Consider the following 20,515-nt stretch of genomic DNA (forward strand, 5'->3'; position numbering starts at 1 on the left):
GTTGCGCCCGCGCAATCCTGAGAGACGGAGGGATCGCAATCCTCTATCGTGGGTTTTCAGCTTGCTCTTTTCGGGAGCGGTGGACGTGCGGAGACGGTCCGGCGTTTGCGAAGGGAGATATGCGGATGGATCGGACGGCGAAGGCGTCGAGTGGGATTGAGGGGCTTGATGATGTGACGGCGGGCGGCTTTGCCTGCGGCAGGCTGTTCCTCGTCGAGGGCGATCCGGGCACCGGCAAGACGACCATCGCAAGCCAGTTCCTCATGAACGGGGCAGAGGCCGGGGAGCGGGGGCTGTATATCACCCTGTCCGAAACCGAGGAGGAACTGCGTGAGACCGCTGCCTCGCACGGCTGGGCACTGAACGAGCTTTTCCACATTTTCGAACTCGTACCGCCCGAGACGCTGCTGGACGAGAATCAGCAGCAGAGCCTGCTCTACTCCTCCGATCTCGAACTGGGCGAAACCACCAAGCGCATCCTCGAGGCGATCGAGCGGGTCAAGCCGCAGCGGGTGGTGATCGACAGTCTCTCGGAAATCCGGCTGCTCGCGCAAAGCTCGCTGCGCTACCGCCGTCAGATTCTGGCGCTGAAGCACTATTTCGCCAAGCATAATGCAACCGTGCTGATGCTCGACGATCTGACCTCCGACACCAATGACAAGACGGTGCACAGCGTCGCTCATGGCGTGCTGCGGCTTGAGGAGCTGGCACCGCTTTACGGTTCGGAACGCCGCCGGCTTCGGATGCTCAAATATCGCGGCCAGCGCTATCGCGGCGGCTATCATGATTTCGTGATCGATACCGGCGGTGTCCGGGTTTTTCCGCGACTGGTGTCGCTGGAGCACAAATCCGATTTCGTGCGGGCCACCGCGCCCACGGAAAGCGCTGAACTCAATGCCCTGCTCGGCGGGGGCTTTGACTCCGGCACCAGCACGCTGATCCTCGGCCCGACGGGAACGGGCAAATCCCTCCTGGCGCTCAATCTCGTGAAAGGGTGCATCGCGCGCGGAGAGACGGCGGCCATGTTCGTCTTCGATGAGGAACTTGGCCTGCTGGCCGATCGGGCCAAGGGGCTTGGCATCGATGTGAGCCGGCTGGTCGCGGACGGCAAGCTCATCATCGAGCAGGTCGATGCAGCCGAAATGTCGCCCGGCGAGTTTGCTCATCGGGCGCGCGCGACCGTTGAGGAGCATGGCATCCGCACCGTCGTGATCGACAGCCTCAATGGATATCGCGCGGCGATGCCCGAGGAGAGCGCGCTTGTCCTCCACATTCACGAGCTGTTGCAATATCTCAATCGGCGCGGGGCCAGCACGTTCCTTACCGTCACGCAGCATGGCGTGGTGGGAGACATGCAGGCCCCGGTGGACATCACCTATCTGGCCGATACGGTTGTGCTGCTGCGCTATTTCGAGGCGGTGGGCCATGTCCGGCGGGCCATCTCGATCGTCAAGAAACGCTCGGGCGTCCATGAGAATACGATCCGCGAATATCGTATCGACGCACAAGGCATCACCATCGGCGAGCCGCTGACGCATTTTCAGGGTGTGTTGCGTGGCATCCCCACGATGGTCGGTGCCGGCAATCTGATGGATCTCGGCCAGGACAAGCGCGGCTGATGAACCGCACTTTTTCGGAGCGTGCCGTCATCCTCGCCCCTCACGGTCGGGATGCAGAGATCGCCGCCGCCATCCTCAACCAGGCCGGCATCGAAACCGAGATTGTCCCGTCGCTCGATGCGCTGGTCGCGCGCCTCGCACAGGGTCTTGGGTTCGTGATGATGACCGATGAAGCGGTCAAGGCGGCCGATCTGAGGCCGCTGGTGGAGCTCATCGCCGCGCAGCAGGAATGGTCCGATCTTCCCTTCGTCCTGCTCACCCAGCGCGGCGGCGGCATCGAGCGCAATCCTGCCGCCGGCCGTCATCTCGAATTGCTCGGCAACGTGACCTTTCTCGAACGCCCCTTTCACCCGACCACATTGGTCAGCGTTGCGACGGCCGCCTTGCGGGCACGCCGACGGCAATATGAAGCGCGAACCCGGCTTGAGGATATTCGCGCGGTCGAAGAACGCTACCGCCTGGCGAGCAAGGCGACGAACGACGCCATCTGGGATTGGGATTTCGTCACTGACTATGTGACCTGGAACGACGCGCTCTCCATCGCTTATGGCCACCCGGTCGACCAGATCGAGAATAACGGGACATGGTGGATCGCGCAGATCCACCCGGATGACCGGGACGAGGTGGACAGGACCATCCACGCGGCGATCGACGGCTCGTCGGACAGCTGGAGCGGAGAATATCGGTTCAGGCGTGGAGACGGGAGCTACGCCCACGTCTTCGATCGCGGCCACATCATCCGGGATGCGCAGGGGCGGGCCCTGCGTATGATCGGGGCGATGCTCGATCTGTCCGAACGGATGCGCGTCCGGGCCGAGCTGGCGATCAGCGAGGAGCGGCTGCGGCTGGCGACGGATGCCGCCGAGGTCGGCTTCTGGGACGTCGACGTGGTCAACGATGTTCTGATCTGGCCACCCATCGTGAAAGGGGTGTTCGGCATCTCGCCCGATGTCGAAGTGTCGATGCAGGATTTTTACGAAGGCCTCCATCCCGACGATCGCGCGCATACCACCGAAGCCTATCTGGCGGCCGCAGACCCCAATGTCCGCGCGATCTATGATGTCGAATATCGGACGATCGGCAAGGAAGATGGACTGGTGCGCTGGGTGGCCGCCAAGGGACGCGGCGTCTTCGACGAGGCCGGGCGGTGTCTGCGCGTCGTTGGCACGGCGATTGACGTGACGGCGCGCAAGCGGGCCGAGGCGGAACTGCGGGAGCTCAACGAGCATCTCGAGCGTCGCGTGACCGAGGAGGTGGCCGTGCGCGAGCAAGCGCAGGCGGCCTTGCGTCAGGCACAGAAAATGGAAGCTGTCGGCCAATTGACCGGCGGCATCGCGCATGACTTCAACAATATGCTGGCCGTGGTGATCGGCTCACTCGACCTGTTGAGCCGGCGCGTCATGGCCGATGATGAGCGCGCGAAACGCTATATCGATGCCGCGATCGATGGTGCGCAGCGCGCCGCGACCCTGACCCATCGCCTCCTCGCATTCTCGCGCCAGCAGCCGCTCAATCCCGAGGTGCTCGATCCCAACAAGCTCGTCTCGGGCATGTCCGAGCTTCTGCTGCATTCGCTGGGCGGCGATGTCAGGCTGGAGACGGTTCTTGCGGCGGGCGTGTGGCGCACCCATGCCGACCGCAATCAGCTTGAAAACGCGATCGTCAATCTGGCGGTCAATGCCCGCGATGCCATGCCGGATGGCGGACACCTGACGATCGAAACGCAGAACACGCACGCCGATGATCGCTATGCCGCGGAGAATTTCGGCGTTCCGGCGGGCCAATATGTGATGATCGCCGTGACCGATACCGGCACGGGCATGCCGGACGACGTCATCGCCAAGGCGTTTGATCCGTTCTTCACCACCAAGGCGGTGGGCAAGGGCACCGGTCTGGGGCTGAGCCAGGTGTACGGATTTGTCCGGCAGTCGGGCGGGCATATCAAAATCTATTCCGAGCCGGGCGAGGGGACGACGATCAAGATCTACCTCCCGCGATTCTATGGCGAGGCCGCCGGAGAGATCGAACAGGTGCGGGCCGACCTGCCGAGGGGCGATGAGCAGGAGGTCATTCTGGTGGTCGAGGATGAGGCCGCCGTCCGCCGGTTCAGCGTCGATGCGCTGGTCGAACTGGGCTATCGCGTGCTGGAAGCGGATGGCGGACATGCGGCGCTGCGCGTGCTCGACGAGCATCCGGAGATCACGCTCTTGTTCACGGACATCATCATGCCGGACATCAACGGACGGAAACTCGCCGATGAAGCATGCCGCCGCCGGCCGGACCTGAAGGTGCTCTATACCAGCGGCTACACGCGCAACGCGGTCGTCCACAACGGCGTTGTCGATCCCGGTGTGGAGCTTCTCGGCAAGCCTTTCACGGTCGAGCAGCTCGCGGCCAAGATCCGGGCCGTTCTCGAAAAGGCCTAGGCTGAGGCGACGAACCTGCGCCCTCAGCGGAGGTGCAGGGCAAAGCGGTCGATTGCCGAAGCCAGGCTGGGCATGATCAGGCCGCGCTCGCTGCTCATCGACGCATGGCGGGGCCGCCGCGCCGGCCAGTTCATCGCGTCGATGGAGACGGTTTCGATCAGATCGGTCGGCAGGTCCATCCTTTCGCCCACGGCATGCGCAAACTGCGCCCAGGAGAAAGCGCCGTCGCTGGTGAGGTGCCAGATGCCGCACTCGTCATCGATCACGAGGTCGAGCGTGGCGCGGACGAGATCGGGCACATAAGTGGGCGAGGTGATGCAATCCCCCACGGCGTGAAATACGCGTTCGGTCCGCAGCGCCGCCACCAGATGCATGGCGAAATTGTGCGGATCATAGGGTGAGAAGAAGGATGCGGTCCTGATGACCAGCGCGCGCCCGCCAGCCGCCAGAACACCCGCCTCGGCCCGCGCCTTGCTCTCTCCGTAGACGTTGAGCGGCGCTGGCGCATCGCTCTCCACATAAGCGCGCCGACCATGGCCATCGAAGACGAGGTCGCTGGAGAAGCAGCTATAATGGATGTCGCGTTGCGCGCAGGCGGCTGCAAGGGCGACGCAGCCTGTGAAATTGGTCGCAAGGCAGGCGTCGGCGCTGCCCTCTGCTTCATCGACCCGCACCCAGCCCGCGCAGTTGATGACGGCCCAAGGCCGCAGCCGATCCAGCGCGTCGGCAATCGTGGCGGCATCGTGCAGGTCGATGACGTCTCGTCCGACCAGCCGATGATCGATATCACGAAGCGAACAGGCCCCCGCAAAGGCCTGGCCCAAGGTTCCGGTCGCCCCGAGGATCAAGAGCGGGCGCGCTTCTGGAGCCGGCGGTCCATCGATCGTGCGTGGCTCTGTCGCAGGCCCCGTGAGGCGCCCGGGTCGACGCCACCATCCCTGCCCATGGAGGACGGGATGAGCCGGTCTTGCACCTCCCGCCAACGCGCGCATCATCGGCGCCAAAGCGGTCTCTCGCGGTTCGGGGCCCCGCACGTCGAACACGCCGCTCTCATAATGGCCGGCCTTTTTGGTGAGCAGGCTGTCCCAGTCGAACGCGCCGAACAGGCTCCAGACTGTCACTGCCTCGATGCAGATGCCGTCCGCGCGGAGGGCCGTGGCTGTCGTCCAGGCCTCATCGAGCCAGCGCATCTGCTCCTCGCGCGTGCAACCATTGTGCACCTCGGTGAGCACGATGGGCACCTCATAGCGCTCCCAGGCAGCGCGAACGGCGCCTTCAAGGCCCGGCGGGTGAGCTATGGCTCTGACGGCTTCGACGTCGGCAACCGGCCCGGTGGCGCAAGCGCCATGGCTGGCCGGGGGATGGCGCTCCAGCCGGTGGTCGAGGAAGCGGTCGCTGGTGAGATAATGATTGAGGCCGATGATGGCCGGCGGGCATGGCGCGGAAGCGATGTCACGAAGACGATCCGACAGCCCCAAGCCCTCGAGATGATCCCAAAGCGCGTGCCCCGCTATCAGGCGGCCGGTCAGCAAATCCCAGGTCGCCCAGCGGCGATGATTGTCGAAGCCTGCCTGAGCGGCCCGCTGCGGTGTCGCGTCGGTATGCCCCAGATCCTCTGTTTGAACGAGGCGCGCCGCGGGAATGATCATGCGGATCGCGTCCATCGCCCCCCGAATGGCATCGACCTGGTTGACGAGCGCGGTCCAGAAAGCCGTCTCGTCGCGAAGATGGGGATACCAATGACCATAAAGGGCGGAAAAGCGCGCAGTGGTGAGAGGCTCGTTGACCGGCGTCCAATCCTGGACCCAGGGGAACCGCTCGGCCGCCTCCCGCGCGTGATCGGCAAGACCCGCCGCAAATGCCGGGTCCAGCAAGTGGGTGGGGGCGGGACCGCTGCCATGATGGATCAGGCCGAGGATCGGGCGGATGCCAAGCGCGCGCAGCCGCCCTAGCCGGTCGGCGTGCCACGCCCAAAGAGCCTCGCGCTGGTCGCTTTGGGCAAAACTCTCCCACAGCAAAGGGTAACGCAGCGCCGTCACGCCCAAGCCGGCCAATCGATCCAGATCTTCGGGTCGATCACTGTGCCCGCTTCGCGCCGACTGATCGAGATAATCATCCCCGACGCGATTGATCGTGCATTCGCAGCCGCCCCACAGGGCGAGAGGGGCAAGCTGGGTCGATACGGCGTCCAAGGGAACCTCATACGGCGATGGCCGTGCACCGAGCATATACCAACCCGGCCCCCCGTTCGCCTCCAATCAAAGTCCTACTGGCACTATCGTATTGATATCGATCAATCGTGGTAAATAAGCGGGAGCAAGGACGCTGTGCGCGCATTGTTGCCCATACAGGTTCATTCCGCTCTAGCCTCGAAAGCCACAAATAATGACGCTGATGTGCTTCTCGCATCTGCGCTGGGACTTCGTGTTCCAGCGCCCGCAACATCTTATGTCGCGTTTCGCATATCGTCAGCTGGTCACCTTCTGGGAGGAACCGCTCGTGAGCGGCGAGACCGCTGATGCCTGGCTGGAGCTGAGGACACCCGCCCCGCAAATCACGGTCGCGACACCGCACCTCCCGGAAGGCCTGACGGATGCGGAAAGCCAGGTCACCCTGCGGCACCTGCTCGACGCCCATCTGGGCGATCATGCCGAGCCGCTGGTGACATGGTACTATACGCCGATGATGCTGCCCTTCTCGCGGCATCTCCAGGCGGCCTGCACCATCTATGACTGTATGGACGAGCTGGCGAATTTCCGGTTTGCGCCCCCGCAACTGGCGGAACTGGAAGCCGAGCTGTTCGAGAGAGCCGATCTCGTTTTCACTGGCGGCTACAGTCTCTACGAGGCGAAGCGCGCGCGCCACCCTGCCGTCCATGCCTTCCCCTCCAGCGTCGACGCCGCGCATTTTGCCGCGGCGCGTCTGCCGGGGGAGGATCCTTCCGACCAGGCCGAACTCGCGCGCCCGCGGCTCGGTTTCTACGGCGTCATTGACGAGCGGATGGACCTCGCCCTGCTCGCCGCCGTCGCCGATGCGCATCCCGATTGGTCGCTGGTGCTCGTGGGGCCCGTGGTCAAGATCGATCCCGCCGATCTGCCGCAGCGGCCCAACATCGCCTATCTGGGAAGCAAAGCCTATGGCGAGCTCCCGCACTATGCGCGGGGCTGGGACGTCGCGTTGATGCCCTTTGCCATCAATCCGTCCACGCAGTTCATTTCTCCCACCAAGACGCCGGAATATCTGGCAGCGGGCCTGCCGGTGGTTTCCACCCCGATCATCGATGTGGCGCGCCATTATGGCATGCTCGACGCGGTCGAGATCGCCGGCAATCCCGAGGCATTCGTGGCTGCGTGCGAGCGGGCTCTCTCTCGCGCCCGTGCGCCTGCCGATGCCCCGTGGAGGGCGAGCGCAGACGCATGTCTCGCCGATCTCTCTTGGGACAAGGTGGTCGACGCGATGTCGGCGCTCATCGAGGAGGTGATGACGCCGCTCCCCACCCGCCATTACGACTATCTGGTCGTCGGCGCGGGTTTTGCGGGCGCGGTGATGGCGGAACGCCTCGCGGCGGACGGCGGCAAGCGCGTCCTCGTCATCGATCGGCGCGACCATATCGCCGGCAATGCCTATGACCATTATGACGAGGCCGGCATTCTGGTCCATCGCTACGGTCCCCATATTTTCCATACGAACAGTCAGGACATCGTCGACTATCTCTCACGCTTCACGCGCTGGCACCCTTACGAGCATCGCGTCCTGGCGGACGTCGATGGGCTGCAGGTGCCGATGCCGATCAACCGCGACACATTGAACAGCCTCTACGGGCTGGCATTGGCGGACGAGGCAGAGGCGGAGGCCTTTCTTGAGAGCCAGGCGGAGCCGGTCGAGACGATCCGCACATCGGCCGACGTGGTCATCTCCAAGGTGGGGCGCCATCTCTATGAGACTTTCTTCCAAGGCTATACCCGCAAGCAATGGGGCATGGACCCGTCCGAACTCGACAAATCGGTGACAGCCCGCGTGCCCACGCGGACAAATACGGATGATCGCTATTTCACCGACGGCTTCCAGGCGATGCCGGCCGAGGGCTATACGGCGATGTTCGCCGCCATGCTCGACCATCCGCTGATTGACATGGAGCTTGGCGTTACCTTCGAGGAGGTTGCGGCCCGCGTGCGGTATGACCGGCTCGTCTTTACCGGCCCGATCGATGAATATTTCGGCCATCGCTACGGCAAGCTGCCCTATCGGTCGCTTGAGTTTCGGCACGAGACGCGCGACACCGAATGGCTGCAACCGGTCGCCGTCATCAACTATCCGTCAGAAGCAGTGCCCTATACACGGATTACCGAGTATAAGCATCTGACCGGCCAGAGTGCGGCCCGCACGAGCATCACCTACGAATATCCCAGCGCGGAGGGTGACCCCTATTACCCCATCCCGCGCCCGGAAAATGCCGCTCTGTTCAAACGCTATGAAGCGCTCGCTTTGGGTACGCCCGATGTCCTGTTCGTCGGACGGCTCGCCACCTACCGCTATTATAATATGGATCAGGTGGTCGGCCAGGCGCTCGCGACCTATCGGCGGCACATGATGCAGCTGAGGACGGCAAAACCCGCGCATGATATCGACGCGATCGCTGCTGAATAGGGGCGATCCCGCGCAAGCGGGCGAGCGCTATCGTCAAGGAGGACATGCTGGCCGCTGAGCGGGATGGCAGCTTTTGGCGATCAATCCCGGCGATCGAGAACGGCACTCCAGGGCCGAGGCAATCGCGATCATGGAGTACCTGATGGCCCGCCGCGGGGCGAACAGGGCAGGGGACCGCAGTGAGGTAGATGCTGCCGCCTTAGCCATCGCGTGCACAGACCGGAGCGCCCTCACTCCGCGATTCAGCAATTGCGATGGGGAGGGACGCCGGATCAGTCCACCCGGTTCGAAGAGCGAGATCGCTTTGGCTCTCGGCACCAGTACAGATGATAAGGCGGCACGTTGAGCCAACGCCGGCGCCGTTTCACTCGTGTGAAGACTTTGCGAAGTGACGGTTCGATCGCCCGACGCACCTGATAAGCGAGGAACTCACCGTCGTCGTTGAGAAGGCGCGCGGCATCCTCCACAATTCTTGCCCTGTCGGGCTTCTCCAACGCGGAGAAGGGGAGGCCAGAGAGAATATAGTCTACCCGTCCGACCACGTCGTGCCCGAGGATAGTCTGAGCTTTGAGGGCTGAACCAGTATGGACCGTAAAGCGAGGATCATCGATCGTCTGGCGAAGATGGTCGGCAAGCCCGTTTTCACTTTCGATCGCGATCAGCTGAGCGTCGCGTGGCAGGTGCGCAAGAATATAGCGGGTAAACTCTCCTGTGCCGGGGCCATATTCGACGAACAGACGCGTTTTGGCCCAGTCGACCCCTTCTAGCTGGCGCTTGATGGTACCCGCCGAGGTGGCAATGGGCGAGCCGACTGAAAGGGGTGCCTTGGCGAACTCCTTGAGGAACGTCGTCCAATGCGTTGAGCCACCATTCCCGCCCTGCGACGTGCTCGCCATGGCATATATCCTCCCGAAATCTTCAAGAACAATGTGATCGAGCGCTGTCCGTTCCGGGCTTGGCATTTTATTGGATGCGAGCAGTCGGTTAGGCCGTGTCAGCATTGAGGCGGATAAGATAGAGATGTCGCCCTCGGGCACGGGCCTCGGCGAGAGACGAAAGGGCATATTTGTGAAAGCCGTTATTTTCCAGGCGCTCCACACGCCGCTGGCGTTCGAGGATGTTCCTGATCCGACGCCGGGCGAGGGTGAACTGGTGGTCAAGGTCGGGCGCTGCGGGATTTGCGGCAGTGATCTGCATATGACGCAGGATGCCGCTTATGGATGCAAGCATGGCGATGTGCTGGGCCATGAGTTCGCCGGCGAGGTGGTGGCGCTGGGTCGGAACACGCAAGGGCGCAAGGTCGGCGAGCTCGTCTCGGTCATCCCGCTCAAAAGCTGCGGCGACTGCGAACATTGCCGCAAGGGCGAAGTGCAGTGGTGCGCGTCATTCGGGCTGCAGGGCGGCGGCTATGCCGATTATGCCGTCACGCGCCCAAACCAGTGCGTGCCCCTGCCTGCGGGGCTGACGCTGGCGGATGGCGCCATTATCGAGCCGCTGGCCGTAGCCCTGCACGGCGTGAACCTGTCGGGCCTGAAAACCGGTGACAAGGTACTGGTGTTGGGCGCAGGGCCGATCGGGCTTGCGGTGGCCTTCTGGGCCAAGCGGCTCGGGGCCGCCAAGGTGGCAGTGCAGGATATCTCCACCGCGCAGCAGCAGCGCGCGCACGAGATGGGCGCGGACGTGTTCGTGGTGGACCCGCAGAACCCGGTCGAAAGTGCCGTGCAGGGTCTGGGCGGCATGGCCGACATCGTCTTCGAATGCGTCGGCGTGCCCGGCCTGATCGCGCAAGCCGTGGACCAGGTGCGTCCGCGCGGCACGATCCTGTTGCTGGGCCTGTGCACCAAGCCGGACACGTTCAACTCCTTCGCCATGCTCGGCAAGGAAGTGCGCCTCGTTACCAGCGCCTTCTTCACCGTGCAGGAATATGAGGCCGCCCTTGCCGCGCTGGAACAGGGCGCCATCGCGCCCCGGCTGATGGTCACCAGCACCATTGCGCTCGCCGATACGCCCACGGTCTTCGAGGCGCTCAAACAGCGCGGCGAGCAGTGCAAGGTGCTGATCGCGCCGGACGTCTAGGCCCTCGGCGCCCTAACCCAGCGTCAACGGTCAGCCGTGAGGATGGGGTGGTTCTGGCGCAGTTCATCGAGCAGGCTCTCGACCTTTGCGATATCGGAGGTCGAACCGGTCGCATCGACCATCCAGTTGCAATGGGGATGGGTCCTGAGATCGTAAATCCGGATCGGACCGACGACCTTACGCCAGCGTTGGCGAGTGCCGCCATGGTCACGGACCAGTCGTGCAATGAGAATATCGGCCAGCTGAGATTGGGTCATGGCGCTGCCTATCTCTTGGGGCGCGGCCCGCGCAAGGGAGGAGTGAGCACCTGATCCGCAGCGCTGTCCCGCGTCATGGGCGCCACGCGGCGACCAGCTTCCCCGGATCATGAGCGCGAGCACAGCGGTCGTCTCGTCCATCACGGCGACAGGCGCAACCTACCGCATGTGCTCGATCAGAAAGTCGACAAAGACGCGCACGCGGGCCGGAAGATTGGCGCCGCCGACGAACACCGCATTGATCTGCTCGACGTCACCGGGGTTGTAGTCTTCCAGCAGCGGCACGAGCGTGCCGTTGGCGATCTCCTGCGCGACGCTGAAGGCGCCAACACGTGCGATGCCGACGCCCTGCGCAGCGAGTTGACCGAGCGTTTCGCCATTATTGGCTTCAATGCTCCCCTTCATCGCCAGGGAGAACGCCTCCCCGTCGCGCATGAAGGGCCAGACTGGCTCACTGCGGCGAAAGTTGAAGTTCAGGCAATTGTGGCCATGCAGATCCTCCGGCACGCGCGGGGTCCCGGCCCCTGCCAGATAATCGGGTGAGGCGATGATGACGCGGCGGCTTTCACCCAGCCTGCGCGCAGTCAGGCCGCTGTCGGCGAGCGGACCGAAGCGGATCGCAACATCGGCCTGCCCCGCCGCGACATCGACCAGCGCATCAGTCAGCGCGATGTCGACCAGAATATGGGGATAAGCCTGCGCGAAGCGGCCGAGCAGCGGCACCACGCATAGCCGCCCGTGCGACAGCGCCGCGCTGATCCGCAGGCGTCCGCGCGGCAGGCCCTGATCGGCGATCTGCTGCTCGCTATCGTCGAGATCGGCAAGGATGCGCCGTGCGGCTTGGAGATAGGCGAGGCCTTCCGCCGTCGGGGTGAGCGCCCGGGTCGAGCGGAGCAGGAGCCTGACGCCCAGTCGCGCCTCGATCCTGTCGACCGCGCGGCTCACGGCCGAGGGTGTCAAGCCCACCGCGCGGCCGGCGGCGGAAAAACTGCCTCGATCGATCGCCGCGACGAATATCTCCATGGCGCGCGCGCGATCGCCACTCTCAATAACTTTTGCGTCCATAGCAAAGATCCTTGGCTCGAATGCGCACTACAACAGCGGGGCGCTGCGGTCCATTTATGAGTGGAAATCGCAATCGAAGGATCGAGCATGGATTATCGGCAACTAGGGCGCTCGGGTTTGCGCGTGTCGGCCCTGAGTTTCGGCGCCGGGACGTTCGGCGGCGAGGGGCCGTTGTTCAGCGCCTGGGGACAGAGCGATGCTGCCGAAGCGCGGCGGCTGGTCGATATCTGTCTCGATGCGGGCGTGACCCTGTTCGATACCGCCGACGTCTATTCGAACGGCGCGTCGGAAGAGGTGCTGGGGTCCGCAATCAAGGGGCGGCGCGATGCCCTGATGATCTCCACCAAGACCGGCCTGCCGATGGGCGAAGGGCCGCAGGATTGGGGCGCCTCACGGGCACGGCTGATCCGCGCGGTGGAGGATGCGTTGCGGCGTCTGGGCACGGATTATATCGACTTGCTGCAACTCCACGCGCTCGATGCGTCCACCCCGGCGGAAGAGGTCATGGGCACGCTCGATAGGCTGATTGCGGCGGGCAAGCTGCGCTATGCCGGTGTCTCCAACTATCCAGGCTGGCAGGTGATGAAGGCGCAGGCCGCGGCCGAGCGCCATGGCTGGCCGCGCCTTGTCGCCCATCAGGTCTATTATTCGCTGATCGGGCGCGCCTATGAGTGGGATCTGATGCCGCTCGCCGCCGACCAGGGCATCGGCGCGCTGGTGTGGAGCCCGCTCGGCTGGGGACGGCTGACCGGGAAGATCGGGCGCGGCCGACCGATCCCCCCGGGCAGTCGTTTGAATGAGACAGAGCAATTCGCGCCGCCGGTTGCGGAGGACCATCTCTATCGCGTGATCGACGCGCTGGAGGCGGTCGCAGCCGAAACCGGCAGATCCGTGCCGCAGGTCGCGATCAACTGGCTGCTGGGCCGACCGACCGTCTCCTCCGTCATCATCGGCGCCCGGAATGAGGCCCAGTTGCGTGACAATCTGGGCGCGGTCGGCTGGGCTCTGACGCCCGAACAGATTGCCGCGCTGGATGCGGCCAGCGCCGTCATGCCGCCCTATCCGCATACGCCCTACCGCCAGCAGGACGGCTTTGCCCTGCTCAATCCCCCCATGGTCTGACGGGAGTGAACCCTTTGAAACTGAATCCCGGCATCATCGCACTGGCGATCGGTGCGTTCGGCATCGGCGTGACCGAGTTCGCACCCATGGGTCTGCTCCCGGTCATCGCCGGCGATCTTGGCGTGTCGATCCCGACCGCCGGCCTGCTCATCAGCGCCTATGCGTTCGGCGTGATGTTGGGTGCGCCTTTGATGACCCTGACCACTGGCCGGGTGCCGCGCCGCACGCTGCTCATTGCGCTCGCCAGCATCTTCACGCTCGGCAACCTGTTGGCTGCGATCTCGACCGGATACGGGATGCTGCTGGCGGCGCGGCTCGTCACCTCGCTCAACCACGGCGCCTTTTTCGGCGTCGGGGCGATCGTGGCCGCGGGCCTGGTTCCGCCAGAGCGCAAGGCTGGTGCAGTCGCGGCAATGTTCATGGGGCTGACCATCGCCAATGTCGTCGGCGTCCCGCTCGCGACCTGGGCGGGCGAGCATCTGGGTTGGCGGATGTCGTTCTGGGGGATCGCCGGACTGGGCGTCGCCACCATCGCCGCGCTGCGGCTGACCCTGCCGATCTTGCCTGCACCCCAAGGCGGCAATGCCGTTGCCGAGTTGCGCGTGCTGAAGCGCGGCCCGGTGCTCGCCGCCTTGGCGCTGACCGTGATCGGATCGAGCGCCATGTTCACCGTATTCACCTATATCGCGCCCATCCTGCGTGCAGAAACGCATGCGTCGCTCGGCTTCGTGACGGCGATGCTGGTGACCTATGGCGTCGGACTCACGGTGGGCAACTGGCTGGGCGGCATCTTCGCGGATCGCTCGGTTGATCGCACACTGATGGTGACGCTCGCCGGGCTGGGGATGGTGCTGGTTGCGTTCGCGATCCTGATGCCGTTCGACGCGCCAACCGCGATCCTGATCTTTCTCTGGGGTGTTGCAAGTTTCGCGCTCGTCCCGCCGCTTCAGGTGCGGGTGATGGCTGCCGCAGCGGATGCGCCCAATCTGGCATCCGCCGTCAACATCGGCGCCTTCAATCTCGGCAACGCGATCGGCGCCGCCATCGGTGGCGGTGTGATCGCTGCGGGACTTGGCTATCGCGCTGTCGCCCTGGCAGGGGCCGGCGCCGCAGTCATCGGCCTGATCGCCGTCGTGGCCGCGGTGTGGACATCGCAGGCCCCCCAACGTCAGGAACCGAAAATTTGTGATGCTTGAACGGTGTTGAGACGCAACCACCTCTCTGCCACGGAACGGTCATTCCGGCAGAGCACTTGCTTATCGCCGGCCGTCTATTCATGCTTCGGGCACGATCATGTGATGGAGCGGCCGATGGCAGGGCATCGTATCTATTCAGTCAGTGTCGCGAGCGTCTATCCTCTCTATGTCGCCAAGGCAGCCAGGAAAGGGCGCACAAAGGAAGAGGTGGACGAGATCTTGCGCTGGCTGACGGGGCACAGCCAAGAGTCCCTCGATAGCGTGCTGGCCGCCGGCACCTCATTCGAGGGCTTCTTTGCAACCGCCCCCTGCATGAATCCCGCGCGTTCCCTGATCACCGGCGTCGTCTGCGGGGTGCGCGTCGAGACGATCGAGGAGGGCACCATGCGCGAAATCCGCTATCTCGATAAACTGATCGACGAACTCGCGAAGGGCAGGGGGATGGAAAAGATCCTGCGCGGATAGAATGATGGAGAAAGCCGCACCGCTGAACGCGCGCGCGGAACTGGCTCCTGCGGCCTCCGTTTCCAAAGCAGAAACGGAGAAGACACATGGAAGAACACAACCCTCGACAAAAGCCGGAACGGGATCGGTCCATGCCGGACGGCAGACCCGAGCCGTCCAACCCCTCGGTCGTCCCGAACACCGATAAGCCACAAGGTCGCGAGCGCGATTATATTGAGGATGGCCAGCGAAAGGCCGAGCGCGACGAAAAGCAGATGCGGGATGCAGGCTTTGGCTCCGAGATAGGGGCCGAATAACCTAGCAGCACTTGCCTCCGCCAGCGCCTCCATAGCGCGCCTGCTCACGGTTGCGGAAAAACTCGGTCCGCGTCATCGGTACCGCCTGGGGATGGTGACGCGCCATATGGGCCAGATAGGCCTCATAAGGCGGTTGCCCGACCATCAAGCGCGCGGTGGCGCGCAGCCGGTGCCACAGGCCGCTCATTCCGCCGGCACCATCTGGGCCGGGGCTTCATGCGCCGTCGGAGCGGGATTGCGCAGGCTCGCCAGGCATGTCCGGATGGTGAAGAAGAGCAGCGAGAGCACGACGGCGACGAACAGCGCGCAAAGGCCGGCATCGATCCGATCATTGAAGATGATAGCATTCATCTCCGCCATGGATTTCGCCGGGGCCAAAACTTCGTCCCGCGCGGCGGCGTCCGAAAAGCGCCGGGCATGTGCGAGGAAGCCCACGGCGGGATCGCTCGACAGGAGTTTGAGAGCGCCGGCGCTCAGCGTGCAGACCAGCAGCCAGAGTGTGGGCACCACGGTCACCCAGGCGAACCGGTGCTGCTTCATACGGAAGAGAACCACGGTAGAAAGCATCAGCGCGACGGCCGCCAGCATCTGGTTGGAGATGCCGAACACTGGCCAGAGCGTGTTCACGCCGCCCAGCGGATCGGTGACGCCTTGATAGAGGAAGAAGCCCCAGCTGGCCACGCAAAGACCCGTCGCGATCACCCCCGGCAGCAGGGCGTTGCCCGCGCGGAATGAAGGAACGGCGAGGCCGATCAGATCCTGCAGCATGAAGCGGCCGGCGCGCGTCCCGGCATCGACGGCCGTCAGGATGAACAGCGCCTCGAACAGGATGGCGAAATGATACCAGAACGCCTTCATCGCCGGCCCCCCGACGACATGGCTGAAAATCTCGGCCATGGCGACGGCGAGGGTCGGCGCGCCACCGGTTCGCGAGACGATGCTATGCTCGCCGACATCGCGGGCGGTCTGGGCCAATGTGTCGGCTGAGACCGGGAAGCCCATGGCGGTGACCGCGGCCGCTGCGCTCGCGGGATCGCCGCCGGTGATCGCGGCCGGACTGTTCATCGCGAAGTAAATGCCGGGATCGAGGATCGAGGCGCCGACCAGCGCCATGATCGCTACGAACGCTTCCATCAGCATCGCGCCATAGCCGATGAAGGGCGCATCGGTTTCGGCCGCGATGAGCTTGGGCGTCGTGCCGCTGGAGATGAGCGCATGGAAGCCCGAGACGGCGCCGCAGGCGATGGTGATGAACAGGAAGGGGAAGAGGCCGCCCGACCAGACCGGACCGCCCCCGCCGACGAACTGGGTCAGCGCCGGCATCCGCAGCGGCGGGGCCATGACGACGATGCCGATCGCCAGCGCGGCGATCGCGCCGATCTTGAGAAAGGTCGACAGATAATCGCGCGGCGCCAGCAGCAGCCACACCGGCAGGATGGAGGCGACGGCGCCATAGCCGATGAGGATCCAGCAGAGCTGCGTGGGCGTGAAGGTGAAGATCGGCCCCCAGACGGGAGAGGCGGCGACCGATTGCCCGTACATGATGGCGAGCATCAGCCCTACGAAGCCGAGCAGCGAAACCTCGCCAATGCGGCCCGGGCGGATCCAGCGTGTGTAGATGCCCATCAAGAGGGCGAGGGGGATCGTGGCGGCGACAGTGAACATGCCCCAGGGGCTCTCCGCCAGTGCGCGCACGACGATGAGGGCGAGCACCGCGAGGATGATGACCATGATCAGGAAGGCGCCGGCCAGCGCGATCGTGCCGGCGACCGGCCCCATCTCCATGCGGACCAGTTCACCGAGCGATTTTCCGTCGCGCCGCATCGAGATGAACAGCACCATGAAATCCTGCACCGCGCCGGCCAGCACGACGCCGAAGATGATCCAGAGCGTGCCGGGCAGATAGCCCATCTGCGCCGCGAGCACCGGGCCGACCAAGGGGCCGGCGCCGGCAATGGCCGCAAAATGATGGCCAAAGAGGACGCGGCGATCCGTGGGCACATAATCCAGCCCGTCGCCCCGGTACTGGGCCGGCGTGGCGCGAGCAGGATCGAGCCGCATGACGTGCCGGGCGATGTAGAGCGCATAATAACGATAGGCGACGAGGAAGATACTGACCGCGGCAATGACGATCCACAGCGCGTTGACCGCCTCGCCGCGTGCCGTGGCGACGATGCCGAGACAGACGGCGCCGATGATCGCGAGGATGATCCAGAAAATATGCTTCACCATGTCCGCCCCTAACATTCCATCCTGGATTCGCCGCAATGCCCACTGCGCGCATGAGCTGTCGTAGGCGTCACGTACACGCTTTCCAAGCCGGTCCCGCAAGCTTGCGCGAGGGTGACCGCGTAAAGCCTGGCGCGTGATGCGAAAACCTCCACCGCTGCTCACGTCGACGAGCACGGTATGCCTGCTGCCCATCTCGATAACGGGGCATCGCTCTCGCCACCTCCAGCGGCGCGCAAATCATCCTTGTGCGTGAAGAGCTCATTTCAAATAAGCGGTTACGTCGTGGCGTCTGGGTGGTAAGGGACGGATGATGCGCAAGCTTCTCCCTTTGCTCGCCTGCCTGATGCTGGTGCTTTCCGGCTTCGCGGGCATGGCGCACGCTGCTGAAGCGGTGGGCGGGAGCGTGCTTGGCGCCGAACTTACGGTCCACGCACCGGGTGATGGCGACGAGGTGCCTGCGGACAGCGACAATGGACTGCCGCATCATCACAATCCCTGTCACGGACATCATGTTGGAACGCCTGCAACGATCATCGGGTCACAGGCGAGCCTGGTGACAAACGATCCCGAGCAGCGCCATTTGCGCGCGCCGCTGCCGGATGCCCGCGGCGGCGTCTTGCCAAGGCCGCCCCAAGCCTGACGGTTTCGCCGGCCGGCACATGCCGGCCTGACGATCAGCTGTCAGGAAGAATCACTCATGAAGAAATTGCTCGCGGCGATGCTCGCCGCAGCGTCCTGTGCCTCGGCGGCGCAGGCGCAACAGGGGCGCGTATCGGCCGATGCTGCGGCGTCGATCCTCACGCTTGAACAGGCCATCGCCGGAGCGGGCGGCGCTGCACCGTCAACCGACGCTGCCAAAGCCGCTATCGAAGCCGCCCGCGCCAACCGCATGGTTGCGGGCCTGCGTCCCAACCCCTTGGCGCAGGCGCAGGTCGAGAATGTCGTCGGCACCGGACTATATAGGGGGCTCCAGAGCGCGGAGACGACGATGGGCGTGACATTGCCCATCGAACTCGGCGGCAAGCGCAACGCGCGCGTTGCTGTCGCCACCGCGCAACTTTCACGTGCGGAATTGGAGGCAGCAGTCGTCGCGGCCGATGTCCGCCTTCAGGTCACGTCGCTCTATGTCGAGGCGATCGCGGCGGAAAGACGGCTCGCAACCGCCCATGACCAGCTCAGGATCGCGAACGATGCCCTGCAAGCGGCACGGGTGCGCGTGCAAGCCGGCCGTGCTTCACCGCTTGAAGAGCAGCGTGCGGATCTCGCCAGGATCAACGCGGCGGCGAGCCTGGAACGCGCGGCCCGGCTTGCGGATGTCGCCCGGCTGAACCTCGCACGACGGCTTGGCGGTTCGATTGATGGTGCGCTGGACATCGGGCTGCTGGACCAAATTCCGACAGCATCCTATGGCCCGACGATCGCGCCGTCAGCGTCCGGCACGCTCACGCTTGCGGCAGCCGACGCCGATCTTGCCGTCGCCGATGCCGGCATCCGTCTGGCGCGCGCCAATCGTGTGCCCGATCTTAATATCGGGCCGGCGCTCCGGCGTCTGGAAGCGACCAACGACACCGCCGCGGCTTTCGCCATCTCGATTGCAATCCCGCTGTTCAACAACGGGCGGGCGGCGGTGGCGCAGGCAAGTGCCGAGCGCACAAGGGCTGAGGCGCGGCGGCGCATGACGGCACTCGATGTCGATCAGGCGATTGCCGAAGCGCAAGCTGAAGCAGCCAATGCCGAAACGACCGCACGCGCGGCCGCCGGTCCGGCGCTTGCGGCCGCGCAGGAGGCGGCCCGTATCGCACGGATCGGCTATCGCGAGGGCAAGTTCAGCCAGCTCGACTTGCTCGACGCCGAGCGCACGCTCGCGGACACCCGCGTCGCTGCGATCGATGCCCTCGCCAATTATCACAATGCCCGTGCGCGGCTGGAGCGGCTGACCGCTCCCGCGCCTCAAGGGGGAAACCAGTCATGAAGAAAATCCAGCTTGCGGGCGCATTGTCGCTCGCGCTCATATTGGCTGCCTGCGGTGACGGCGCTTCGACGAACGAGACCGCGCCCGAGCAACCCAAGGAAACCGGTCATGCGGATGAAGGCGTCATCACGCTCTCGGTCGAACAGATCGCGGCGGCAGGCGTGCAGGTTGCCGTTCCGCTGATCGGCGGCGCCGGCACGATCGAACTGCCCGCGACGATCGATGGCAATCCGCAGGCGACACAGGTCGTCTCGGCGGCGATCGCGGGTCGTGTCGTCGCGCTTAACCGCAATCTCGGCGAAAGCGTTTCCCGCGGGCAGACGCTTGCGGTGATCGAGAGCCGCGAGGCGGCGCAGCTCAAGGGGGCGGTCGAGGCGGCCCGGGCACGGCTCGCCCTCGCCAATTCCAATCTCGCGCGCGAGCAAAGGCTGTTCTCTCAGCGCGTTTCACCTGAGCAGGATCTGATCGCGGTGCGAACTGCGGCAACCGAGGCGCGGATCGCACTCACTCAGGCGCAAAGCCAGGTTTCGGCAACTGGGGGCGGTGGGGGCGGGCTCAATCGCCTCGGCATCGTTGCTCCCCTCTCAGGGCAGGTGATCGCGCGACCGGTGGTGCTCGGTCAAACAGTTGCGGCTGACGCCGAGCTGTTCCGGGTCGCCAATCTGTCGAAAGTGTCGCTAACGCTCAGCCTCAAGCCCGAGGATGCGGGCCGCGTCCGACCTGGGGTGCCCGTGACGGTCACCGCAGCAGGACGCTCGGCGATCGGGCAGATCAGCTTCGTATCGCCAGCGCTCGATCCACAGACAAAACTGGTGCCGGCGATCGCATCGCTCGACAATGGCGGCGGCGTATGGCGCGTAGGCGAGGCGGTTACCGCGTCGGTGCAACTGGCTGGCGGTGGCGACGGTCCCGCCTCTGTACGCGTGCCCTTGACGGCCGTGCAAACGGTCGAGGGGAAAACGGTTGTGTTCGTGCGGACGGCAACAGGCTTCAGGGTCACGCCGGTGCAGCTTGGCGATCCCGCCGGCGACACCGTGCTCATCCGCTCCGGGCTTTCAGGCCGTGAGCGGATCGCCACCACCGGAAGTTTCACGCTCAAGGCCGAACTCGGCAAGAGCGAAGCAAGCCATGAGGACTGAACC

The 20,515-nt window shown here is 64.7% G+C and carries 17 protein-coding genes; 11 read left to right on the plus strand and 6 right to left on the minus strand.

Translation table 11 applies throughout. The features are described 5' to 3' along the window. Window positions 1-125 precede the first annotated feature (125 nt). Both M2336_RS05605 and M2336_RS05610 read left to right on the plus strand, forming a co-directional pair. Window positions 126-1,619, plus strand: coding sequence for an ATPase domain-containing protein (locus M2336_RS05605; protein ID WP_264574273.1), 1,494 nt, complete (start codon window positions 126-128; stop codon window positions 1,617-1,619). Next, the gene (locus M2336_RS05610; protein ID WP_264574274.1) at window positions 1,619-4,045 is read left to right on the plus strand and encodes a PAS domain-containing sensor histidine kinase; all 2,427 of its coding nucleotides are present in this window, start codon (window positions 1,619-1,621) and stop codon (window positions 4,043-4,045) included. The genes M2336_RS05605 and M2336_RS05610 overlap by 1 nt, the downstream gene beginning before the upstream one ends. 23 nt (window positions 4,046-4,068) lie before the next feature. On the opposite strand, the gene M2336_RS05615 is transcribed toward M2336_RS05610, so the two are convergent. Next, complete coding sequence (locus M2336_RS05615; protein WP_264574275.1) at window positions 4,069-6,237, minus strand: sugar nucleotide-binding protein; 2,169 nt, start codon at window positions 6,235-6,237, stop codon at window positions 4,069-4,071. Window positions 6,238-6,430: 193 nt separating this feature from the next. Between M2336_RS05615 and glf the strand changes: the two genes are divergently transcribed. Next, entirely contained in the window at window positions 6,431-8,692 is a 2,262-nt protein-coding gene (glf, locus tag M2336_RS05620; RefSeq protein WP_264574276.1) for a UDP-galactopyranose mutase, read from the plus strand. Window positions 8,693-8,964: 272 nt separating this feature from the next. On the opposite strand, the gene M2336_RS05625 is transcribed toward glf, so the two are convergent. Next, on the minus strand, window positions 8,965-9,588 hold the full coding sequence (locus M2336_RS05625) for a class I SAM-dependent methyltransferase (protein WP_264574277.1): 624 nt from the start codon (window positions 9,586-9,588) through the stop codon (window positions 8,965-8,967). A 172-nt stretch (window positions 9,589-9,760) separates the two neighbouring features. Between M2336_RS05625 and M2336_RS05630 the strand changes: the two genes are divergently transcribed. Then, the gene (locus M2336_RS05630) at window positions 9,761-10,768 is read left to right on the plus strand and encodes an alcohol dehydrogenase catalytic domain-containing protein (RefSeq protein ID WP_264574278.1); all 1,008 of its coding nucleotides are present in this window, start codon (window positions 9,761-9,763) and stop codon (window positions 10,766-10,768) included. A 23-nt stretch (window positions 10,769-10,791) separates the two neighbouring features. On the opposite strand, the gene M2336_RS05635 is transcribed toward M2336_RS05630, so the two are convergent. Further along, window positions 10,792-11,025, minus strand: coding sequence for a hypothetical protein (locus M2336_RS05635; RefSeq protein ID WP_181560687.1), 234 nt, complete (start codon window positions 11,023-11,025; stop codon window positions 10,792-10,794). Between the two features lie 159 nt (window positions 11,026-11,184). Beyond that, the gene (locus M2336_RS05640; RefSeq protein ID WP_264584099.1) at window positions 11,185-12,090 is read right to left on the minus strand and encodes a LysR family transcriptional regulator; all 906 of its coding nucleotides are present in this window, start codon (window positions 12,088-12,090) and stop codon (window positions 11,185-11,187) included. A gap of 87 nt (window positions 12,091-12,177) precedes the next feature. On the opposite strand from M2336_RS05640, the gene M2336_RS05645 reads away from it, so the two are divergent. The 4 genes from M2336_RS05645 to M2336_RS05660 all read left to right on the plus strand — a co-directional run bounded on the left by M2336_RS05645 (window position 12,178) and on the right by M2336_RS05660 (window position 15,169). Continuing rightward, window positions 12,178-13,212 (plus strand): aldo/keto reductase, encoded by a 1,035-nt coding sequence (locus tag M2336_RS05645; protein ID WP_264592641.1) that lies wholly within the window; start codon window positions 12,178-12,180, stop codon window positions 13,210-13,212. 14 nt (window positions 13,213-13,226) lie between these two features. Continuing rightward, on the plus strand, window positions 13,227-14,408 hold the full coding sequence (locus M2336_RS05650) for an MFS transporter (protein ID WP_264592642.1): 1,182 nt from the start codon (window positions 13,227-13,229) through the stop codon (window positions 14,406-14,408). 114 nt (window positions 14,409-14,522) lie between these two features. After that, window positions 14,523-14,873 (plus strand): DUF2200 domain-containing protein, encoded by a 351-nt coding sequence (locus M2336_RS05655; RefSeq protein WP_264592643.1) that lies wholly within the window; start codon window positions 14,523-14,525, stop codon window positions 14,871-14,873. 86 nt (window positions 14,874-14,959) lie between these two features. Then, window positions 14,960-15,169, plus strand: a complete 210-nt coding sequence (locus tag M2336_RS05660) for a hypothetical protein (protein WP_264571338.1) — start codon at window positions 14,960-14,962, stop codon at window positions 15,167-15,169. 1 nt (window position 15,170) lies between these two features. Here the strand turns inward: M2336_RS05660 and M2336_RS05665 are convergent, their stop codons facing one another. Further along, a complete protein-coding gene (locus tag M2336_RS05665) occupies window positions 15,171-15,356 on the minus strand; it encodes a YbdD/YjiX family protein (RefSeq protein WP_181560681.1) in 186 nt (61 codons plus the stop codon). Then, complete coding sequence (locus M2336_RS05670; protein ID WP_264592644.1) at window positions 15,353-17,401, minus strand: carbon starvation CstA family protein; 2,049 nt, start codon at window positions 17,399-17,401, stop codon at window positions 15,353-15,355. The genes M2336_RS05665 and M2336_RS05670 overlap by 4 nt, the downstream gene beginning before the upstream one ends. Before the next feature lie 310 nt (window positions 17,402-17,711). Between M2336_RS05670 and M2336_RS05675 the strand changes: the two genes are divergently transcribed. From M2336_RS05675 to M2336_RS05685, 3 genes are read left to right on the plus strand one after another with little or no spacing between them, the layout of a single operon-like run. Then, on the plus strand, window positions 17,712-18,041 hold the full coding sequence (locus M2336_RS05675) for a hypothetical protein (protein ID WP_264574284.1): 330 nt from the start codon (window positions 17,712-17,714) through the stop codon (window positions 18,039-18,041). Between the two features lie 57 nt (window positions 18,042-18,098). Continuing rightward, on the plus strand, window positions 18,099-19,373 hold the full coding sequence (locus M2336_RS05680; protein ID WP_264574285.1) for a TolC family protein: 1,275 nt from the start codon (window positions 18,099-18,101) through the stop codon (window positions 19,371-19,373). Further along, entirely contained in the window at window positions 19,370-20,512 is a 1,143-nt protein-coding gene (locus M2336_RS05685; protein ID WP_264574286.1) for an efflux RND transporter periplasmic adaptor subunit, read from the plus strand. Before M2336_RS05680 ends, M2336_RS05685 begins: the two co-directional genes overlap by 4 nt. Window positions 20,513-20,515 lie beyond the last annotated feature (3 nt).

It is taken from the genome of Sphingobium sp. B1D7B, from assembly GCF_025961965.1.
In the GTDB taxonomy this organism is placed as follows: domain Bacteria; phylum Pseudomonadota; class Alphaproteobacteria; order Sphingomonadales; family Sphingomonadaceae; genus Sphingobium.

Coding starts and splice junctions, on each gene's coding strand:
- M2336_RS05680 (WP_264574285.1), top strand. CDS start 18,099: ATGAAGAAATTGCTCGCGGCGATGCTCGCCGCAGCGTCCTGTGCCTCG.
- M2336_RS05635 (WP_181560687.1), bottom strand. CDS start 11,025: ATGACCCAATCTCAGCTGGCCGATATTCTCATTGCACGACTGGTCCGT.
- M2336_RS05655 (WP_264592643.1), top strand. CDS start 14,523: ATGGCAGGGCATCGTATCTATTCAGTCAGTGTCGCGAGCGTCTATCCT.
- M2336_RS05665 (WP_181560681.1), bottom strand. CDS start 15,356: ATGAGCGGCCTGTGGCACCGGCTGCGCGCCACCGCGCGCTTGATGGTC.
- M2336_RS05640 (WP_264584099.1), bottom strand. CDS start 12,090: ATGGACGCAAAAGTTATTGAGAGTGGCGATCGCGCGCGCGCCATGGAG.
- M2336_RS05610 (WP_264574274.1), top strand. CDS start 1,619: ATGAACCGCACTTTTTCGGAGCGTGCCGTCATCCTCGCCCCTCACGGT.
- M2336_RS05685 (WP_264574286.1), top strand. CDS start 19,370: ATGAAGAAAATCCAGCTTGCGGGCGCATTGTCGCTCGCGCTCATATTG.
- M2336_RS05605 (WP_264574273.1), top strand. CDS start 126: ATGGATCGGACGGCGAAGGCGTCGAGTGGGATTGAGGGGCTTGATGAT.
- M2336_RS05660 (WP_264571338.1), top strand. CDS start 14,960: ATGGAAGAACACAACCCTCGACAAAAGCCGGAACGGGATCGGTCCATG.
- M2336_RS05675 (WP_264574284.1), top strand. CDS start 17,712: ATGCGCAAGCTTCTCCCTTTGCTCGCCTGCCTGATGCTGGTGCTTTCC.
- M2336_RS05645 (WP_264592641.1), top strand. CDS start 12,178: ATGGATTATCGGCAACTAGGGCGCTCGGGTTTGCGCGTGTCGGCCCTG.
- M2336_RS05625 (WP_264574277.1), bottom strand. CDS start 9,588: ATGGCGAGCACGTCGCAGGGCGGGAATGGTGGCTCAACGCATTGGACG.
- glf (WP_264574276.1), top strand. CDS start 6,431: ATGACGCTGATGTGCTTCTCGCATCTGCGCTGGGACTTCGTGTTCCAG.
- M2336_RS05670 (WP_264592644.1), bottom strand. CDS start 17,401: ATGGTGAAGCATATTTTCTGGATCATCCTCGCGATCATCGGCGCCGTC.